Annotated in this window: 13 protein-coding genes; 6 read left to right on the top strand and 7 right to left on the bottom strand. The window is 65.1% G+C overall.

Annotation, left to right across the window (positions count from 1 at the left end; all coding sequences use genetic code 11):
* Nucleotides 1-496 precede the first annotated feature (496 nt).
* The 3 genes from AC6I6S_RS00690 to AC6I6S_RS00700 form a co-directional block, all read right to left on the bottom strand.
* A complete protein-coding gene (locus AC6I6S_RS00690) occupies nucleotides 497-1,723 on the bottom strand; it encodes an orc1/cdc6 family replication initiation protein (RefSeq protein ID WP_497947793.1) in 1,227 nt (408 codons plus the stop codon).
* Between the two features lie 822 nt (nucleotides 1,724-2,545).
* Nucleotides 2,546-2,734 (bottom strand): HEWD family protein, encoded by a 189-nt coding sequence (locus tag AC6I6S_RS00695; protein ID WP_497947794.1) that lies wholly within the window; start codon nucleotides 2,732-2,734, stop codon nucleotides 2,546-2,548.
* Between the two features lie 150 nt (nucleotides 2,735-2,884).
* On the bottom strand, nucleotides 2,885-4,396 hold the full coding sequence (locus tag AC6I6S_RS00700) for a phosphoenolpyruvate carboxykinase (ATP) (RefSeq protein WP_497947795.1): 1,512 nt from the start codon (nucleotides 4,394-4,396) through the stop codon (nucleotides 2,885-2,887).
* Between the two features lie 302 nt (nucleotides 4,397-4,698).
* Here AC6I6S_RS00700 and AC6I6S_RS00705 point away from each other — a divergent pair, with 302 nt between their 5' ends.
* The 4 genes from AC6I6S_RS00705 to AC6I6S_RS00720 all read left to right on the top strand — a co-directional run bounded on the left by AC6I6S_RS00705 (nucleotide 4,699) and on the right by AC6I6S_RS00720 (nucleotide 8,446).
* The gene (locus AC6I6S_RS00705; protein WP_497947796.1) at nucleotides 4,699-5,022 is read left to right on the top strand and encodes an EthD domain-containing protein; all 324 of its coding nucleotides are present in this window, start codon (nucleotides 4,699-4,701) and stop codon (nucleotides 5,020-5,022) included.
* On the top strand, nucleotides 5,019-6,812 hold the full coding sequence (locus AC6I6S_RS00710) for a thiamine pyrophosphate-binding protein (RefSeq protein ID WP_497947797.1): 1,794 nt from the start codon (nucleotides 5,019-5,021) through the stop codon (nucleotides 6,810-6,812). Before AC6I6S_RS00705 ends, AC6I6S_RS00710 begins: the two co-directional genes overlap by 4 nt.
* Before the next feature lie 108 nt (nucleotides 6,813-6,920).
* Nucleotides 6,921-7,586, top strand: coding sequence for a hypothetical protein (locus tag AC6I6S_RS00715; protein ID WP_497947798.1), 666 nt, complete (start codon nucleotides 6,921-6,923; stop codon nucleotides 7,584-7,586).
* Between the two features lie 38 nt (nucleotides 7,587-7,624).
* The gene (locus AC6I6S_RS00720) at nucleotides 7,625-8,446 is read left to right on the top strand and encodes an MOSC domain-containing protein (protein WP_497947799.1); all 822 of its coding nucleotides are present in this window, start codon (nucleotides 7,625-7,627) and stop codon (nucleotides 8,444-8,446) included.
* A gap of 47 nt (nucleotides 8,447-8,493) precedes the next feature.
* Here the strand turns inward: AC6I6S_RS00720 and AC6I6S_RS00725 are convergent, their stop codons facing one another.
* The gene (locus tag AC6I6S_RS00725) at nucleotides 8,494-9,084 is read right to left on the bottom strand and encodes a hypothetical protein (protein ID WP_497947800.1); all 591 of its coding nucleotides are present in this window, start codon (nucleotides 9,082-9,084) and stop codon (nucleotides 8,494-8,496) included.
* Nucleotides 9,085-9,213: 129 nt separating this feature from the next.
* On the opposite strand from AC6I6S_RS00725, the gene AC6I6S_RS00730 reads away from it, so the two are divergent.
* Together AC6I6S_RS00730 and AC6I6S_RS00735 are read left to right on the top strand one after the other, a co-directional pair.
* On the top strand, nucleotides 9,214-10,188 hold the full coding sequence (locus AC6I6S_RS00730) for an NAD-dependent epimerase/dehydratase family protein (protein ID WP_497947801.1): 975 nt from the start codon (nucleotides 9,214-9,216) through the stop codon (nucleotides 10,186-10,188).
* A gap of 132 nt (nucleotides 10,189-10,320) precedes the next feature.
* Nucleotides 10,321-13,620: a disk-shape morphogenesis protein volactin gene (locus AC6I6S_RS00735; protein WP_497947803.1), complete on the top strand. Its 3,300-nt coding sequence runs from the start codon at nucleotides 10,321-10,323 to the stop codon at nucleotides 13,618-13,620.
* 12 nt (nucleotides 13,621-13,632) lie between these two features.
* On the opposite strand, the gene AC6I6S_RS00740 is transcribed toward AC6I6S_RS00735, so the two are convergent.
* From AC6I6S_RS00740 to AC6I6S_RS00750, 3 genes are all read right to left on the bottom strand, one after another.
* Nucleotides 13,633-13,998, bottom strand: coding sequence for a cupin domain-containing protein (locus AC6I6S_RS00740; RefSeq protein WP_497949278.1), 366 nt, complete (start codon nucleotides 13,996-13,998; stop codon nucleotides 13,633-13,635).
* Between the two features lie 83 nt (nucleotides 13,999-14,081).
* Entirely contained in the window at nucleotides 14,082-15,308 is a 1,227-nt protein-coding gene (locus AC6I6S_RS00745; protein ID WP_497947804.1) for an MFS transporter, read from the bottom strand.
* 141 nt (nucleotides 15,309-15,449) lie between these two features.
* The gene (locus AC6I6S_RS00750; RefSeq protein WP_497947805.1) at nucleotides 15,450-16,049 is read right to left on the bottom strand and encodes an HD domain-containing protein; all 600 of its coding nucleotides are present in this window, start codon (nucleotides 16,047-16,049) and stop codon (nucleotides 15,450-15,452) included.
* Nucleotides 16,050-16,054 lie beyond the last annotated feature (5 nt).

A 16,054-nucleotide genomic window follows, 5' to 3' on the forward strand; every position in this document is an offset into this window, starting at 1 on the left:
GCGGGAGTAAGTGGTCGCGGCTCAAAGTATCCTCGACCGCGACAACTGCTCTGGCGGTCGTACCGCGGTCGGGTCGCTGGATCTGCTCCCCCACCCCACTGTGTCGAGTGTTTCTGTTTGGGAGAGGGGTGGGGAACGAATCGGTTTGTGATGCGGGGAGCAACGACTGGTTCGGGGTGTCCCACCCCACTGTGTCGAGTGTTTCTGCGATACACGGTGGTGTCCGTAGCGGGACCGGATATGACGCAGCGCGAACGGGGTATTCGAGTTGCAGAATCGAATACCAGGTTCACCTAACGGCAATCAAACGGTAGGTCTGCCATCGAACGGCAGGTTTTCCGTGTGAACTCACCTCGAGCGGTCGTGTCGACGGTCGCCTCGAGCGGTTGTGTAGCCGAGCGGTTGTGTAGCGGTGATAGGGAAGATTATGTAGCGGTAATGGGGAACAATATCGTCACCGCTCGGGGTCTCGTTTCGAAGGTCCGCCAGAATCCGATCAGTGGAGGCCGCGCTGCTTCGCCGCCCTGACCGCTTCAACCGAGAGATCGACGTCGTCGAGGTCGTCGACCACGTCCAGCGCCAACTCGAGCGTGACGTCGAGGTCGTACTCGTAGTACTGTCCGCCCGATCGGCCGTGGTTGCGGGTGTGTCGCTTCAGAATCCCTTGCATCGCGAGATCGGCGAGATGATCGTGCATCCGCCGCCGGACCAGCGGTTTGGTTCCGAACCGTTCTGCGATATCGGAGTACTGCGGGTAGATCTCACGGACTCGAGCCGGCGTTTCGTCCTCGATCGCGAGGCTGAGCGCCGCGGCGAGCGAGAGGTGGCCGTGACGGGTGAGTTCCATCATCCCCTGTCGGATCTGGCCGCGTTCTAAGGCCTGTTGGGCGTCTCGAACGTGCGTTTCGGTAATCGTCGTTTCGTCGACCGATCGGGTGATGTCGCCAGCCTTGTAGAGGAGGTCGAGCGCCTGGCGCGCGCTGCCGGTGTCCTGGGCGGCGAGGGCTGCACACAGCGAGAGAACGTTGACCCCGTAGGCCGCATCGTACAGCGCGTTGCCCGCTCGTTGCTCGAGAATCGCCTGGAGTTCACCCGCGGTGTACGGCGGGAAGTGAACCTCCTCCTCGCAGAGCGTGTCTTTGACCTTCGGAGAAAGACTGTCGTGAAAACTGAGATCGTTGCTGATGCCGATGATGCCGGGCTTGACGTCCGAGAGGTAGCCGTTCGCTCGCGCCCGCGGGAGCTCATAGAGGATGCCGTCGTCGTTACCGATGTGGTCGATCTCGTCGAGAACGATGAGAACCGTGCCGCCGATCGACTCGAGTTCGTCGTACAGCATGTCGAAGATCGTCTGCCGGGGGTAGCCCGTGGTGCTGATCTGCTTGCCCGGTGGTCGGAGTTCGTTGACCAGATTCGCTGCGACCTGGTAGGATGAGGAGAGATTGTTGCAGTTCAGCCAGACGACAGTGAGTTCGACGTCGTCGTAGGCGTCGACGTCACGCTCGAGGTGAGAGAGAAGATACCGTGTGACAGCGGTTTTTCCAACACCAGCTTTCCCGTACAAAAAAAGGTTCCGTGGCTGTGCACCGTTGATTACGGGCTGGAGAGTGGCCATGTAGGCGTCGATCTCCTCGTCACGCTCCTGGATGGACTCGGGCTGGTAGTCCTCTCGCAGGACGTCCTCGTCGGAGAAGATCGACGTGTCCCGGTCGAAGAGCGGCATGTACTACACTCGTACGTCAGCAATATATAAAACCACCGTGTCTTGTGTGTCGTGTGTTCCGATATGTTCGGTGTACACCACCCCACTGTGTCGAGTGTAACTGCCGACCGAACTACCGTTCGAGGAAGTCCCCACCCTGTGCGTAATGGTGTTTCGGTTTGAGACCGACCGTAACTAATGGTGACTTACAACGGATTTCGAGTCTTTCCTGATATTATTGACTATCAGAATATGATGGATGCGTGGGATACCTGAGATGGACGGGAGGAGACGGATAGAAAAAGATGGCCGACGGGACCGCTCATCGGACAACAGTTGCTAGATCGGTGCACAGCAGATGTTCGGCTGCAGAACCACCGCTTTCCAGCCACAGAATAATAAGTTCGCGGCCACAGAACGATGGTTAGGATCGTCACTGGATGTCCATATCCAATTGATGAACGGGAATCGGTCCAGTTCAATCGTCACCGCCCGTACCAGTCGGCTCACCCGTATCCGAGACGATGTGTCTTCGCGCGCATCCAGGACGATCCGGTGCCAACCGCTCGAGACGGCGTGAACGGGGGACGCCCTACAAACCTAGCGGCTCCCGATTAACCAGACTGTACATTCTCCCCGAACACTCGACACAGTGGGGTGGGAGGGTCCATCGTTCCCCCATCGCTTCGGCGTAACAACACTCGACACAGTGGGGTGGGTTGGTCCGCATACCGAAACCCGGAACCGACGGCTGAACACTCGACACCGTGGGGTGGGACGGATTCGAAAAAAACACGCACCGATCTACGGTTGGCACAATCGCCCGATGGCGAACGGTTCGAGTTATTCTGATTTATCGAGTGGGTTGAACGTCCCGTTGATATCCCACTCGTGTATGCAGTGCGGGTTTCCGGTCTGGCGCTCGCCGCCCTCTCGAGCGAGTTGCCACGCGTCGAGGCTATCGTCCCACTGTTCGGTTCGTCCACATCGTTCGCAGATCCGGGTAGTTGGTTTGTGAAGTCGAACGCTCATTGCCGGGTATGTGAACCACACACATATAATGGTGTTCCCGACCGGCAAACACTGCCACGTCGGCCGGCATTGAACCGCCTCAGTACCGATACGGGGCGATCGAAACCGCTGTCGTCGTACCGGAAACCGCTGCCGTCGGATCGGTGTCGATCAGTAGACGGCGTCTCGGATCTCCGGGTCGAGTCGGTCGAACGACTCGAGATACTCACGCCGTTCCCGTCGGAGTACTGTGGCCGCCTCGTCGTAGTCGTCGACGTGATCGGGAACCGCGTACTCCTCGATGTCCAGTCCGGGGACGGACGCGGGGACCGTCAGCCCTGTCTGCTCATCGTCGGTCCACTCGATGGTCCCTCGGGCGGTTTCGGTCAGGATCGTCACGGACTCTCTGACGCCGATATCCTTCGACTCGTTGCCGAGGTAGCCGGTGTTGATGACGTAACAGTCGACGTCGAGCGTCGAGATCAGGTCGCGAAACGCGTTCCCCTCTTCGCCTTCCGACCCGACGATGAACGGGTTCGTCCCGACGACGCGGATCGACTCGCCGGCGCGTTCGGGGTCGCCGGCGCTCGTTTCGATCGACTCGCCGAGCATGAACGCGACGGCGGCCTGTTCGTCGTCGAGTCGCGCTACCGGTGGCATCAGCGGATTCCGGGTGATAAAGAAGACCTGATCGACCCGGTCCAGGTCGATCTCGCGGTCCGCACTCTTGAGTTGGTCGCGCTGGATGATCGCCCGGGAGTTGGCGGTGTGGCGGTCCGAATCGAAGTCGACGGTCCCGTCGTCGGCGACGTCGACGTTCTCGAGGATCGCCGAGTCGTCGGTCGCCGCGCGGTAGAGACCGGGCTGTTCGTCCTCGTCGAGACCGATCGTCTTGATGAACAACCCTTGTCCCTCGCTGCCGGCGACGGAGCCGTCTGGCAGCAGCGCACAGACGTCGTCCTGGAGCATCACCGCGTCCTCGGGCTCCTCGAGCCAGCAGCCGTGAGAGGTAAGCGTCGATTTCCCCGTCGCGGAGAGACCCATGAATAGCTGGCCGACGATCCGCATCTCGTCGTCACCGTCGCGGACGCGGACGCGTTTGCTACCGGCGTGTAGTCCGAGACCGCCTCGCTCTTTGATCCGGTACATGAACAGTCGGAGGAACGACTTCTTCGCCTCGCCGGTGTAGTCGCTACCGAGGACGGCGGTGAAGCCGTCGTCGGGGAGGATGCGAATCGCGGTTTCGTCGGCACCGGGAAGCTGGACCGTATACAGGTCCGGTTCCCGTCCGTCGGTCGGCTCGAACAGGTTCGCCCACGCGAGGGCGATCCGGGCGTACTCGACTGGGACGAACAGCCGACAGCAGAACGTCGCATCGGGATGGCGCCCCATCAGCCGGTCGACGCAGATCAGTTCCCGCTCGAGGGTCGCATCGACTGCCTCGTCAACGACTGTATAATCGTCGGGACCGAACATGTCGTCGACGTCGTTTTTCGTCCGATCGGCGCTGCGCGACCGAAACTCGCTCGTGTACGAGGGCGATCCGAACTCGGTTTCGGTTTCGTCGGGGGCCGCGAGCGCGCGCAGTTCCTCGAGGGAGGGATTGTATCTGACGTTCGATGCGCTCTCTGGATCGGGAAGCCGGCGGACCGGTGAGGGGGGCTCCGTCCCGGTTTCGGACATATGGTGAATCCACCACCACCCTGATACATAAACCCAAATGATCCTGTCCAAGGCGTGTGCCGGCTTAGCCTCTGCCCTACCGATGTATGGTGGTTCGTAAACGATTCGGTGCCACTCCTTAACGGATAAACCGGCCGAAATAGAGTACTCGGATCGTAGATAATTAGAGATGTTTACTCGAGGAAGAGCGAAGATTTACCCACTGCTCGGATCAGGTTTACGTACAGGCACATCACCGCACCCAGGCAAGTATTGCCAACCGACAGAGCAAAGGGTCGGCCCACAGACCCCACGGACGAGCCATGATCAAGTTCGTTAACGTACTGGTCCGGGAAGAGGGGATGAGCCACGAGGAGTTCGTCGAGCGCTGGACGGGTGACCATGCCGACCTGGCAGCGGAGCTTCCGAACCTCCGGAAATACACGACGTCGGTACCTGTTGATCCCAACAAATCGAACCACGACGGCATCGTGGAACTGTATTTCGAGGACATGGCCGACCTCGGCGCTGCGTTCGAATCCGAAGCCGGTCAGGCCGTCCAGGACGACGCCGCCGAGTTCGTCGACATGGAACGCAGCGAACAGCTGATCGTTGAAGAGACGGTGCAGTTGGACGAAACGGCATGAGCGACGAACACGACGCACCTGAGCAGCGGGACGCGACCACCGATGGTGCACAGAGAGACGACCGGACGACGGCCGACCGCATCCTCGAGAGCATCGAATCCCTCGGGGTCGAGTACATCTTCGGCTATCCGGGCGGTCGTGCGATCGAACTGTTCGAGTCCGTCGGCCACGGCGACACCGACGTTTCCGTCGTCCGTCCGCGCGACGAACGGGAGGCGAGCGTGATGGCCGAAGCGTACGGTCGGATGACCGGTTCACCGGCAGTGCTCGCGGGTCAGGGGCCCTGGATCGGTAGCCTCGGCGCGATCGGACAGATGGAGGCGCGGCTGGGCTCTTCACCCATGGTCGTCCTCACCGAGGCCTCCGAGCGCGGGGATTACTCGACGCTCGCGCCCTACCAGCAGTCTCGCGGGGATTACGGCGGGCTGTCGCTCCCGAAGATCCTCGACGGGATCACCAAGGAGTGGTGGTTCCCCCGCTCGCCGACCGAAACGGTTCGCAGCGTCCAGCTGGCGTTCAAGCACGCGACCGCCGGCCGCAACGGCCCGTGTGCGGTGATCCTCGACGGGGACGCCGTCACCGATCCGTTCCCCGAAGAGTCGACCCCGGCAGTCTGGGACGACGAGCGCCAGGTTCGAAACTGGGAATCGAGGCCCACGGAGCGCGACCTCGAGACCGCCCACGATGCCCTCGTCAGCGCCGACCGTCCCGTGATTCTCGCGGGCAACGGCGTTCACGCCGCCGAGGCCTACGACGAACTCGAGGCGGTCGCCGCCGCCTACGACGCGGTCGTCGCGACCTCCTACCTCGGGAAGTCGACGATTCCCGAAACCCACGAGCGCGCCGCCGGGGTCATCGGTTCGTTCGGCCACGAGGGTGCGAACCGCGTCGTCAGCGAGGCCGACGTCCTGCTGGTCGTCGGCTGTCGGCTGAACCCGATGGATTCGAACTGGCAGGCCGAGTCGTTCATCCGCCCCGACGAGCAGACGATCCTTCACGCCGACGTCGACTCGAGAAACGCCGGCTGGGTCTATCCCGCGGACGTGGGCCTGATCGGTGACGCCCGCGAAACGCTCGCCGCGCTCGTCGACGCTGCCGACGAGTCAGGCGACGAGACCGACGGGGCGGAAAACAGCGGCGGCGAAAGCGACTGGGCGCTCGAGCGCGCCGCCACCGCCCGCGAAGACTTCGCGGTTCCCGAGTGCGAGTCCGACGACGTTCCGATCAAACCCCAGCGGGTGTGCAAGGCGGTCGAAGCCGTCCTCGACGAGAACACCGTCGTCACTGCCGACTCGGGGAACAACCGCTTCTGGCTGCTCAACTACCTCCAGACCCGCGAAACCGGAAGCTACTACGGCAGCGGCGGCGTCGGCGCGATGGGGTGGGCCGCTCCCGCGGCCGTCACCGCTGCCCTCCTCGGCAACGACGCGATCTGCGTCGCCGGCGACGGCGGCTTCGCCATGACGATGACGGCGCTCGAGACGGCCGTCGACTGCGGCGTCGCGCCCGCCTTCGTCGTGTTGAACGACACCTCGCTGGGGATGGTTCGCCAGATGGACGAGGGGATGCCGGGCACGGAGTTCCACGACACCGACTTCGTCGGCGTCGCACAGGCCTTCGGCGGCGACGGCGTGCGGGTCGACGATCCTGACGACCTCGAGGGAGCTATCCGAGACGCCAAGTCGGCGACCGTCCCGACGGTCGTCGACGTCCGCATCGACCGCGAGGAGGACATGGCTGACCAACTGTCCTCGTCGTTCTACGACGAGGTCGGCGGACTCCACGAGTGATTCCGGGAGCCCCCTCGCTTCCGCGAAACGGTTTCCGTAACCGGCGAGGTCCGTGAAACAGTTCCGATATCCGAAACGTTGTTGCCGGTTCGCGCTGAACGTCGACCGATGATTACCCGACGTCGGCTGCTCGAGGGTGGCGCGATCGGCTCCGCGGTCGGTCTGAGCGGCTGTCTCGAGGCGCTCGTCCCAGCCGGTTTCGGGAAACGAAGCTCCGGAGATCCCGATTCGAAGAGCTCCGAAAACGGGAGTGAAAAAACCGACTCACCGGCCCATCCGGCGACCGATATCGAGGTTCGGGGGCTCTCCGAGTCCGATCTCCAGGCTCGAGGAGTCGCCGACGCCACCGTCGAGGGGGGACACCCGCTGTCGTGGCTCGATGGCTGGAACCTCGACGCGGCGAGTGCCTCTCCTGCTGCGGTCGTACAGATCGGGCGAGGCGACGACCACCACTGGGTCGTCGTTCTGACGGACACCGAAGAACCGCGAGAGACGCGAGTCGCGGTTCGAACGGCGGCAGGTACCCGTATTTACAGGGCGCCGATTTCCCTCTCCCGCTCTACGTACGCCGCGATTCGGTTCGAGCGGCCGGGACGGTACTGGATCGATTTCGGCAATCGCTTCGGAAGGGGTGGCGTCGACGTCGACGAGGATCGAATCGACTGCAATCTGTCGGTACAGGGTGTACGGCTGCGATCCAACGGCGAAGTCGACGAGAAAACCGTTTCGACACTGATGGGGTGTCAGTATTCTGGCACCGAACTCGTGAACTAACGAGGGCTCTTTTACCCTCGACCGCGACGGTGAGTCTGATGCCCCAGCTCGAGTCGATACTGGTCCACCCCATCAAGTCGCTCGACGCCACGGCGGTCGACGCCGCGACGATCGGTGAGAATGGCGGTCTCGAGTGGGATCGACGCTACGCGATCCTCGACGAGAACGGCGAGTACGTCAACGGCAAGCGCGAACAGCGAATTCACCACCTGCGAGCCGCGTTCGGCCTCGAGCGGGAAACCGTGACGCTCGGGGCGGCGGAGGCGTCCGCCGCTCGCTCGGCTGCACCGCCGGAGCGAACGTTTCACCTCGACGTCGACCGAGACGCCCTCGAGTCGTACCTCGCCGAGTTTTTCGAGTACCCCGTCTCGATCGTCCGCGACGACGAGGGCGGATTTCCCGACGACACGGACGCCGCGGGGCCGACGGTCATCTCGAGCGAAACGCTTGCGGCCGTCGCCGACTGGTTCGACGGGATCGACGCCGATGAGATGCGCAGACGGCTCCGACCGAACCTCGTGATCGACGCGCCCGCTTTCTGGGAGGATCGGCTGTACGACGAACCCGGACGGTCCGTCCCGTTCGAAATCGGCGAGGCCACGCTTCACGGAGTCAGCCCCTGCCAGCGCTGTGTCGTCCCGACCAGGGATCCGAAGACAGGTGAGCCGACGGCGGGCTTCCGCGAGCGGTTCGTCGAGCGCCGCGAGGCGACCCTCGCGGAGTGGGCGAACGACGCCTGGTTCGACCACTACTTCCGGTTGATGGTCAACACCCGCGTTCCGTCGTCCGTCTGGGGAGCGCGCCTCGAGGCGGGCGACGCGCTGTCGGTCGACGAGCCGATTCCCGATTCGACGGACTGACCGCCGCGAGATCCCTCGAATCCCCGGATCGATCCTGGACCTGAGAACTACCCGATCGTCTGCGTCTCCGCGTCGAGTGCTGTCGCCGTGTAGTAGGCCGTTTCCGGTGGAACGATCATCTCGAGGTCGACCGCTCGCTGCTCGTCGGCCTCGAACGGGAGTTCGTCGGTGGCGACCTCCTCGAGTCGACTTCCCGACTCGTCGTAGAAGGCGACGGCGAGGATCACCTGGCGGGACGTTTCGCCGTTGACGACCGTCGCGACGAGTTCGACGGTTTCGCCGCGGACCGCCCGGATCTCGGTCTCCCGGTCGGTTTCGGTTCGGACGGTGGCGTCGATTACCGCGAGATCCTCGTCGGTATCCGAGACGGTTTCACGGTAGAGCCGAAGCCGGTTGCGGATCGCCTCGAGGCGACGGGCGTGTTCGCCCGCGACCTGCTCCTGAGCGCGCAACAACAGGCTTTCGGCGTCGTCGAGCAGCGAGGCCTGCGTCGTGGCCTCGCGTACATCGAGCGTGGCGATGTCCTCGCGGGCCTGTTCGATGGCGACCGCCGGATCGCCGCCGACGTCGGACTGGATCGCGGCGAGGTCGTCGTCGACGCGGAGCACTGCCGGGAGCGTAGCTGTGGAGTTCGACATGGCGCGGGCGAACGTTCAACGAACGCCGGGGTGAACGTTGACCTTGCGACAATCTGTGGCGGGTTTCGGGATGGTTCTCGTCGCGCAGTTCAGGAACGTTTTTCCCGTCGTGCAGGGACGTTCGTGATAATGTCTGCAGAGAACGCCACGGTACTCGTCACCGGCGGGACGGGATTCATCGGGTCCTACGTCGCCGAGGAGCTACTCGAGCACGGCCACGACGTCGTCGCCTACGACCTCTCGACCGATCCGCGAATCCTCGAGAAACTCGGCGTCGCGGACGACGTCGAGATCCGACGCGGCGACGTCTCGGATTCGACGGACGTGATCCGGGCGGTTCGCGAGACGGGGGCGACCCACATCGTCCATCTCGCGGCGCTGCTCACGACGACCGCCCGGGAGAACCCGCGAGCGGCCCAGCAGGTCAACATCGAGGGGACGAACAACGTCTTCGAGGCCGCGCGCATTCTCGACGACCAGGTCGAGCGCGTGGCGTGGGCCTCTTCGGCGGCCGTCTACGCACCCCCGAAAAACTACCCCGGAAACGACGGGTGGGTCACTGAGGATGACCTCGTCTACCCCGACACGCTTTACGGCGCGACCAAGGAGTACAACGAACACCAGGCGCGGGTGTACTACGAGGACCACGACGTCTCCCACGTCGCCTTGCGGCCGACGGTCGCCTACGGCCCCTACCGTGAAACCGGCGGCTCGGCGTTCCTCGCGAACATCATCGAAAAACCCGCCCTCGGCGAGCCGTTCTCGGTCGAGTACGGTGACCAGGTGATCGACTGGCAGTACGTCCGCGACATCGCCCAGGCGTTCCGCAAGGCGGCGTTCGCCCCCGACGTCAGACTCTCCCGGCGCGTCTACAACGTCCGCGGCACCGTCGCGACGATCCGCGAGGCGGCCGAAACCGTCGAAAAAATCGTTCCGGGTGCAGAAATCGACGTCAGCGACGAAGGGGAACTGCCGTGGACGCAGAAACTCGAGATGACCGCCGCGAAGGACGATCTGAACTACGAACCCGAGTACGGACTCGAGGAAGGCTTCCGGGAGTACATCGACGTCCTTCGACACGAGGCGGGACTGGAACCGCTGTAAGCGGACTCGTTCGCACGGCGAGCGGCTGTTCGAGCTCTCGGACGGGCGCGGACGGACGTCTCACCGTCGCTAATTTTCAGTTCTGGTATTCGGGACCAAACCTCCAAGACAGCTGCCCGTCTCCTCGCGGCCATGCACTACGGCCTCGACATTGCGGCCGGGCGGATTCGGCTGGCACACGCGGGTGCCGACGGCGCCGGCGACCTCGCGGTGACGGACGTACCGCCGGTCGTCTGTCCCCTCGAGACGGAACTCGAGTCGGCCCCGATCGCGCTCGCCGAACAGCATTCGATCGAACACGACGGCACCACCTACGTTCTCGGCGAGGATGCCGAACGGATCGCGGACGCCGTTGGCGCGCCGCTCGAGCCCCTGTTCGTCGACGGAATGCCGGCGAACGGCGAGTACGTGGAGCCGGCGCTTTCGGCGCTCGTCGACGGGCTCCTGGCCGACTGTGACCGGGTCGATTCCGGCTCGGAGGCTGCTCGGCTCTGCTACACCACCCCCGGAGAGGCTGTCGGCGCGACCGATTCGACCGCCCAGCGGGCGCTCCGCGAGGACGGACCGTTCGCAACGGACCGTCTCCCAGTTTCGGCTGCCGCCGTGGAGTCGACGCCGATCACTGCCGGATTCGCCGTCGTCTACGACCAGCTCGCCGAGGACAAACACACCGGTCTCGGTATCTGCATCGGGGAACAGTTGACCAGCGTCTCGCTGTCGTACTACGGCGTTCCCGCGCTCGCGTTCTCGCTGCCGAAAGGTCGCGAGTGGCTGATCGCCGCCGCGGCCGACGAAATCGGTCACGACCCGATGTCGGTCGCCGCCGCACTCGAGTCGTTCAGGCTCGATCCCGACGCCGCAACCGGCGAGATCGAGAGCGCGCTGGCGGGGGCGTTCGACGCACTCGCCGTCGACCTGGCGGCCGCCATCACCGAAGAGGCCGACGAGAGCGATCTGCAGCCGGGGCTCGCCGTTCCCGTCGCCGTCGCGGGCAGCGGGACCGTCGAGGGCGTCGAGTACCTGCTCGGTGGTCGGTTCGACGGGAGCGATCTCCCGGTGTCGATTCGGGGGGTGCGGCTCGCGGCCGATCCCGAGACGTGCGCCGCTCGAGGCGCGCTCGCGGCCGCGGCCGACGGCGTGGACGGGTTCGAAGCGGTCACCTGGTCGGCGCCCGACGCGGAGGCCGATCCCGGAGCGACGCTGTCGTTCTCCGAAGCGAAGGTCGACGAGCCAGCCACGAGTGACGACGCGGCCAGAGCCGACGACGCGATCGACCAGCTGTTCGACCGGCTGGCGAACAGGGACGACGAAATCGACGATCTCAACGCCGAGATCGAGCAGCTATCCGAAACGCTTGCCTCCGTCGAGGAACACACCGCCGGAGAGATCGACGACCTGGAGGCCAGTCTCCAGGCAGTTGCGGGCGACATCGACGCGCTCGAGGCGGCGGACGATCGGACGCGAGCGGCCGTCACCGACCTCGAGGACGATCTGGGGTCGGTTACGGAGCACGTCGAGGCCTTCGAAGCCGACCTCGAGACAGCCCGCGAGACGGTGTCGGTCACCGAAGACGCCCTCGCGGATCTCCGCGCCGCACACGAACGACTGGCCGAGGAAAGCGCGAGCGCAGCCGACTGTGACCGACTCGAGACGGCCCTCGAAGCGCTCGAGGAGCGGCTCGCGGCCGACGCCGCCCGCATCGACGACGTCGCCGACCGCCTGGAGGACCAGGAGGCCCACGTCGGCGACGTATCCGATCAGCTCGAGGCCCTGTCGGCGGAGACGGATACTCGAGTCGAGACGCTGGACAGTCGAGTCGACGCGCTGTCGGCTGAGACGGACGCCAGAATCGATGACGTGGCGGCGAGCGTTACGGAAACGGAGTCAGCACTCGAGTCACAGCTCGACTCCGACGTCGACGGTCTTCGAGACGAGATATCGACGCTCGAGACGGCGGTCGAGGGCCTCGACGATGCGGTCGACGACCGGCTGGACGCGACCGAGTCGCGCCTCGAGCACACGACAACGGAGCGCGCCGAGGAGGTAGAAACGCTCGTCTCCGAGGTGGAGACGCGCGTTGATCGTGATATCGACGACCTCGAAGGAGAGATCGACGACGCACGCGACGACCTCGAAACCGTCGGCGAGACGGCCGATACCGCTCTCGAGACCGCCGACACCGTCGGAACTGACCTCGAGGCGGTTCGCGACCGGGTCGTCGAACTGGAAGCCGACACCGCGAGCGTCCGCGACGAACTCGACGAACTGCGAGCCGAGTGCGTCGCTGCACACGACGCGTTCTCCGACGAGTACGACGACCGACTCGAGGCGGCCGAGACGACGGCCGCCGACGCACGGGAGTCTCTCGCTGCCGATCTCGAGGCGTTGGCAGACCGATCCGCCGATCTCGAGGCGGAGACGGCCGCGCTGGACCAAACGACCGAGGATCTCGGCGCGCTGACGGCGACAGTCGAGGCTGACGTGGCATCGCTCAGAGCCGATCACGAGTCGGCCGCCGAAACGACGGCGACCGTCCGGGAGACGGTGGCTGACGCGACCGATCGGCTCGACGACCTCGAAACGAGCGCCGAGCGCATCGCCGATCTCTCCGGTCGAATCACGGCGGTAGAACGGGTCGGTGACGATGTGAAAGCGGTCCAGCAGGACGTCACGGCGCTCGAGGACGAGACGGCCGCGATCGCGGAGCGAACCGCGGAGGCCGAACGGGAACTCGAAACGCAGACGATCGACTCCGAGCGAGTAGACCGGCTCGAGTCGCGGGTCGACGAGGTAGCCGAGCGATGCGACGAACTTCGCGAAACCCCGTACGCGTCGACCGACTCGGTCACGGCCCTCGAGGAAACGGTGGCTGCTCTTGCGGAAACCTCCGAGGAGACCCAGGCGTCGGTCGACGCGACGACCGATCGCATCGACGCCGTTTCGGACCGGCTCGACGCCGTCGAATCTGTCGATCTCGAGTCGCGGTGGGATCGGCTCGACGCCCTCGAGACGCAGTACGATAGCATCGAGACGCAGTGTGAGAGCCTCGAGTCTCGCGTCGAAGCGGCCGCGGATCGCCCCGAGTTCGAAGCGGCACTCGAGCGGGCGACCGAGACGGCCGAGGCAGCGGACGGGCGGGTCGACCGCCTCGAGGAACGGTTCGCGGAACGGCTCGCGGAACTCGAGGACGCTGAAAACGGGCGAGAGCCGGACCGAGAGGAACTCGTCGAACTGCGTGCGGAGCTCGACGCGGTGCGGGCGGAGACGGCCGCGGATACGGGTCTTGTGGCTCCAGCGCTGGCCGGCGGCGGGGCCGCTGGTGTCGTTGCGGGCGGCGTCGCCGCGGCGTCGGCCGGCGGGCAGTTCGCTCCCGCTGCCGTGCTGCTCGGCGTGGTGCTGCTGGTCGTCGCCGGCTGGCTGGCTCGTCCGTAGCCGGTCGCCAGGTTACTTCTCGAGGATGCCGTCGTCTTTCACGTTCGGCGAGCCGACGACCAGAACTTTGCTTTCCTCGACGGCGCGGAGCTGTCGCCAGGACTCCGGCGGCACGACGAGGCAGTCGTGCTGTCGAAGCTCGACGACGTCGCGTTCGTCCTCGTGTTCGATGGTCACGTCGACGGTTCCCTCGAGGACGACGTACAGCTCCTCCTGCTCGCGCTGGCGGTGGTAGGCGTTCTCCTCGCCCTTCTCGTACTCCCAGATGCTGGGACGCATCTGATCCGGTCTGAGTTCGACGCCAACCGGATACAGCGTCGGCGCCTCGTCCTCGAGTTCGTGCGGCTCGATCTCGCTGCGTGTGGCTAGCGAGTACATGTGCTGGGGTTCGACGGTCACCATCAAAAGCTCACACCCGGCAGCAGCATCCCTGGACTCGCTCCACTCTGCTCCCGTGGGCGTTAGCCCTCCGAATCGTCGAACACCCAGAGGACGGTGCTTAGCGCCGTCGCGCCGCCGATCGAAACGGCGAGGAGGCCGAACGCGGGTCCGAAGCCGACCGTTTCGGAGAGGTAGCCGACGAGCGCGGGTGAGATCGCGCCAGCACCCATCAGCATCGTTCTGACGATGCCCAGACCGCCGCCGGAAATATCGGTCGGAACCGCCGACATCAGGTACGACCCCCTGACCGGCCGAAAACCGTGAGAGCCGAGACCGACTGCGACGAGCGCGCCGCCGAGTGCGAGCGCGGAGCCGGTCCCGGTGAGCGAGACAAGTCCGACCATCCCGACGGTCGCACCGCCGAGGGCGACGACGATAACCGGCAGCGTGCCGATTCGATCGCTCACCTCGCCCGTGACGAGTTGAACGAGGCTCACGGCGAACAGCGCGCTGTACAGCAGGCTCGCGGTCGTCGCCTCGAGGCCGCCCTCCTCGATCAGATACAGCGGCGCGAAGGCGACGACGCCGTTGTAGGTGAACGAGAAGAGGACCGTCACGAGCACGAAGACGGCAAACCGCCACTCCCGGAACAGGTCGGCGTAGCGCCGGAGATCTCCGCTGTCGGTCGCAGTCGAGTCGGTGCCGGCGTCGGGTTCGTCGGGTAGTCGGTCCGGAACCCGGAGGACGAATGCGGCGCCGAGGGCGAGGCCGACGGCGCCGGCGACGAGGAAGATCAGCCGCCAGCTGACACCGAGCGCGAACGAGACGCCGGCGACGGCGATCACCGCGGCGGGTGCGACGACGCCGCCGAACGCGCCGAAGGTGTCGAGAACCCCGAGCGCCCGCCCGGTTCTCGAGGGGTACACCCGGGCCAGTAGCCGGACGGCGACGGTCTTGTGGGCGCCGGTGCCGGCGCCCATCAGCACCATCGCGAGGACGAGGACGGCGAACGACGAGTCGACCGTCAGCGAGAGCGCCGCGAGGGCGGCGGCGACGACGCCGGCCGTGATGACCGTCACCGAGCCCAGGCGGTCGGCGAGGACGCCAGAGGGGAACTGCATCGCCGCGTAGACGAGCATGAAGGCCGTAAAGGCGAAACCGAGAACGGTATTCGAGACGCCGTAGGTGTCCTGGAACGGACCGAACAGCGGCGGAAAGGCGTACCGGAGGAACTTCGCGAGAAACCAGATCGCCGCGGTCAGCAGGAGGACGTCGAAGGTAGCGAGGCGGCGGAACTGTGTCGACATCGAGGGTTCGTCCGATGCAACGGCGGTCCGGAACCGAGTATCCTCCGATTGCGGCAGCGTCTCACCGGATTCGGTGGTCGCTCTCGAAGTTACTGCACTCGAGAAAAACGGGCCTGGAGCCTGAGCCGGTCGCCTCGAGGTTCAGCCTGTCGTCTGGGAGTACTCCTCGACCCACTCCTTGAGGGTGATCCCCATCGTCGCCTGGGTGATGGCGTTCGAACTGGCGGAGTTGGCGCTCTTGACGAGTTCGGCCTCGAGGGTGCGCGTCGGAACTTCGCCCAGGAAGTGGGGGATCGCCCGCTGCACAGCGAGCGGGCAGCCGACCTCGTGGGCCAGCGCGTACCCCGAGATGGAGTGGGGGATCTCTTCGCTCGCGTAAGTCGGATCGGGGTCGACCAGCTCCTCGTCGACGAAGTCGACGTACTCGTAGCATTTGCCCACGTCGTGGAGCAAACAGGCTGCGACGATGGTGTCGAGATCGGGGTCGGCCCCGTGGAACTCCCGCTGGACGGCAGCGGACTCGAGGGCCACTTTCGTCACCCCGCGGACGTGTTCGACGTTGTCGACCTCGTGGATGTTCCAGGCGTACGGGATGTCGTGGACGTCCTGCCAGCCGCCGCGCTCTAAGGCGAGCACCCACGCCTCGACGACCCGCTCGCGCAGGTCCGAATCGTCGATCTCCTCGAGTTCGGGAAACGCCTCCCGAACCTGCTCGTCGTAGTCCGGACCGGTGTCGCTCATGGCGG

It is taken from the genome of Natrononativus sp. DTA114, from assembly GCF_059736515.1.